This window comes from Arthrobacter sp. B0316-1-20, assembly GCF_059091865.1.
This window is the reverse complement of sequence record NZ_JBNHHC010000199.1, coordinates 1-3,295: the sequence shown is the minus strand read 5'-3', so window position 1 is coordinate 3,295 and position 3,295 is coordinate 1. Positions and strand designations below refer to the sequence as shown.

The 3,295-nt window shown below is 66.1% G+C and carries 4 protein-coding genes and 1 pseudogene; 2 read left to right on the top strand and 3 right to left on the bottom strand.

The features are described 5' to 3' along the window. The 3 genes and pseudogenes from AC5RW2_RS41795 to AC5RW2_RS41785 form a co-directional block, all read right to left on the bottom strand. Nucleotides 1-201, bottom strand: a pseudogene (locus tag AC5RW2_RS41795) (AI-2E family transporter); the annotation flags it as partial. A gap of 159 nt (nt 202-360) precedes the next feature. After that, nucleotides 361-1,326 (bottom strand): hypothetical protein, encoded by a 966-nt coding sequence (locus AC5RW2_RS41790; protein ID WP_494029731.1) that lies wholly within the window; start codon nt 1,324-1,326, stop codon nt 361-363. A 155-nt stretch (nt 1,327-1,481) separates the two neighbouring features. Further along, nucleotides 1,482-1,829, bottom strand: a complete 348-nt coding sequence (locus AC5RW2_RS41785; RefSeq protein ID WP_494029730.1) for a DUF3024 domain-containing protein — start codon at nt 1,827-1,829, stop codon at nt 1,482-1,484. Nucleotides 1,830-1,917: 88 nt separating this feature from the next. On the opposite strand from AC5RW2_RS41785, the gene AC5RW2_RS41780 reads away from it, so the two are divergent. Then, nucleotides 1,918-2,418, top strand: a complete 501-nt coding sequence (locus AC5RW2_RS41780; protein ID WP_494029729.1) for a DUF456 domain-containing protein — start codon at nt 1,918-1,920, stop codon at nt 2,416-2,418. Between the two features lie 96 nt (nt 2,419-2,514). Next, nucleotides 2,515-3,295: MBL fold metallo-hydrolase (locus tag AC5RW2_RS41775; RefSeq protein WP_494075334.1), on the top strand; the 781-nt coding region annotated here is incomplete at its 3' end.

Here is a 3,295-nt window from a genome sequence, read left to right as displayed (position 1 = left end):
GGGACCAACTGCGGCTGCAAGGATCAATGCGACCAGCGCAGCTACGACCACTAACCGAATCTGTAACAACCCATAAACAGTCACGGTAACCGCAGCCAGAATCAGCAGGAACTGCCCTGAACGGGCTCCTGCCCTGCCGAACGTGTCTGCCCATACGCTACGTGCGGGCAGTCCACTTGCCGCCTGGAAATGACGTCTCATTCCGGACCCCTTCGTCACCGGCCCTGCCGGTCTTGAAATGCCCTTGAACCGGGTTTCCGATCCGATCCGACCGGGTTCTGAATATCGGCTCGTTAAAAGACTGAACGGACAACGCGATTGGGGGGACACGCTGTCCGTTCAGTGTGGGGGAGCCGGCGGTTACCGCGCGGTCTCCCGATTGCCGTCATCGACGCCGCCGTCGTCGAATCCGGCCCGGTCCACCCTGCGGTGGAAGCGCATACCGGCCAGCCCGCCGAGAACTGCGCCGGCCAGGGCGACCAGTGCAGCCACAGCGACGGCAATAATGCCGGCAGTGGTCATTTCCGGTGAGACGGGGATGTTGGCGCCCAGGTCTATCTGGCTGCCGATGACAGCGCCCAGTATGGTCAGCACGACGCCGGCCACGATGGCCCAGAGCCACACCGCCACACCTTGCCGGGCACCCTGGAAACGGGCCATCCGGCCAGCTACATAGCCGCCGCAGTAGTACGCGATCAGCAGGATGGCCAGGATGACGATGGCCCCGATGATTCCGGCCCCGGTCGGGTCCTGGGTCACTTGCTGGATCGCTTCGTTCGGATCGGTGTTGGTGGACGCACCGATGGCGCTGGCGATACCGGCCACGAGCGTGGTCAGCAGCACGGTCATGCCCATCGCGGTGACCCAGCCGAAGAACGCAGAGCCGATCTTGATGCCTCCGAACTGCTCACGTTCACGCGCAACGACCGATTTCCGGTCGAATGCTTCGCTGCGGCCGGCGGTGTCCCGGTCTCCGGCGGCAGCGCCGGCTGAACCGGCGGCTGGTCCCGGACGTTCAGCGGAAATGTCCGGTTCGGTATCCGCCCGGTGGCTGGCCCGGTGGGTGGTGTCCATGGCTTGGGTCTCGTCCCCGGTGCCTTCTTTGCGTCCGGTGTCTTCGCCCGGGCTGCCGGTGAACCCGCTGTCCGCGGTTTCGATCGGCGCCTCACGGTCCTTCGCGCCCTTGCCCATCAGCCGGGTGGGTGTGCGTTCGGCCTTGGCGCGCTCGGCAGCGCCGCGCGCATCCGGGCTGTCGTCCCGGCGTTGCCAGAAATGATGGCGGGGATGGCGGTCCCGGACATCTCGTCCATGGGTACGGTTACTCATCTCATTGCCTCCTGAAAACAGTGTGCCGACACGAAGTGCCGATATCGGCGATGCCGATACATCCCTGCTTTATAAGTAAGCTTACAATCTTGGAGCGCGGTGCGGAAGATGCCAGGCAACTGCTCTGGTATTCCTAGGGAAACCAGCCCGGGAGACTACCCCCAGAAAAGGTTGTATGGGTCCTCGTCCACTTCGTTGAACAGCTCGTCCAGGGAGCCCGCCTCGGGCAGGGGCTCATAAAGGTGGAAGCTGCCGTCGGCCGCGAAGTATAGACGCCAGCCCGTGTCCAGGCGCCGCAGCCGCGCCACCGGCAGCGCATCCCATTCCTCCACTGGGGCAGCGGGGGTGTCCTCCGGCAGCCGCCGTTCCACGATATCCGCGTCGCTGCCAGAGAACCGTGCCTCAAGGAAGACCTGGCCGCGGACGTCGGCGGAGAACTGTTCCGCCACCCACTCCGCAATGCGCGCGGCCTCTGCGGCGGGGATGGCACTGGATGTTTCCATGGCGGTCCTCAGCGGTCTGCAGGGTTGAGCTGCACGCTCAACACGGTGAGTTAAGTCTAGGGTGGGAGCATCGCCGAAAGGAGAAGGCATGGACGCTCAGATCGTTACCTCCATCATCTGCGGCCTGCTGCTGGCCGTGGGAGTCCTCGGAACCATCATTCCGGTGCTTCCCGGCTCGCTGCTCATCATCGCGGCCCTGCTGATCTGGGCACTGGTGCTGGCCAACCCCATCGGCTGGATCGTCTTCGGGATCGGAACCGTGCTGGCCGTCGTCGGAATGCTGGCCAGTGCCATGCTGACCGGGCGCCGGCTCCGGGAGCGGAAAATCCCCAACCATTCCATCGTGATCGGCCTGGTCTGCGGTGTAGCCGGCATGTTCCTGATCCCCGTGGTGGGCCTGATCCTCGGCTTCATGCTGGGGCTGTTCCTCAGCGAGTCCGCCCGCCAGCGGGACTTCAGCCACGCCCTCTCCTCCAGCTGGGCTGCACTGAAGGCCACCGGCGTCGGGATCCTGGTGGAGTTCACCTGTGCCTCACTGGCCGGCACCGCCTGGATCATCGGTGTCTGGATCCACTTCGCCACGCGCTGACAGTCTCCGCCCGGGAAGCGGCCACAGGCCCGGGCCTGCGGGCGCGCGGGATAAGGTGGGAGCTACGCACCGCCGCGACACGACCGGAAGGACCTCATGAGCCACGCCCCGATCACCATCACCGGCCACGCCCAGAAGGACGCATGGCGGGACAAGGTCATGCCGCCGGTGGAGCAGATCCGCGAAGGCGTTTGGTCCATCCCCATCCCGTTTCCGGGCAATCCCATGCGCTACACGCTCAGCTACCTGCTGGTGGGCGACGGGGATGCACTGCTGGTGGACCCGGGCTGGGAGAGCGACGGCGGCTGGCAGGCCCTGGAGGCAGGGCTGCGCCGGGCGGGACTTGGGATCACGGACCTGACCGGAATCGTGGCGACCCACTTCCATTCGGACCATCTGGGCATGGCAGCGCGCCTGCGGAAGGCGACCGGAGCCTGGGTGGCCATGGGCGAACACGAACGGCGCCGCCTGACGAACTCGGATGACACTGCGGCGGTCCTGGCTGCGGACCGGGCCCAGCTGAGTGCGTGGGGCGTGCCCGCGGAACGGCTGGCCGATATTGCTGTCAGTGACAGCAGCCTGGCCCACCTGCGCCGGCTCGCCGACCCGGACCTGCGGTTCACGGACAGCCAGCTGATTCCCACGGCCGGGCTGCAGCTGCGCGTCAGGACGACCCCGGGCCATTCGCCCGGCCACATCTGCCTGGTGGACGAATCCCGCGGGCTCATCCTCAGCGGAGACCATGTCCTGCCCCGCATCTCTCCGCATATTGCGCTGGAGATCCCGGGTCCGGCCAATCCGCTCGCGGACTACTACGACGCGCTGGAGCTGATCGGCTTCGAGGACGACATGGAGGTCTGCCCGGCCCACGAGTACC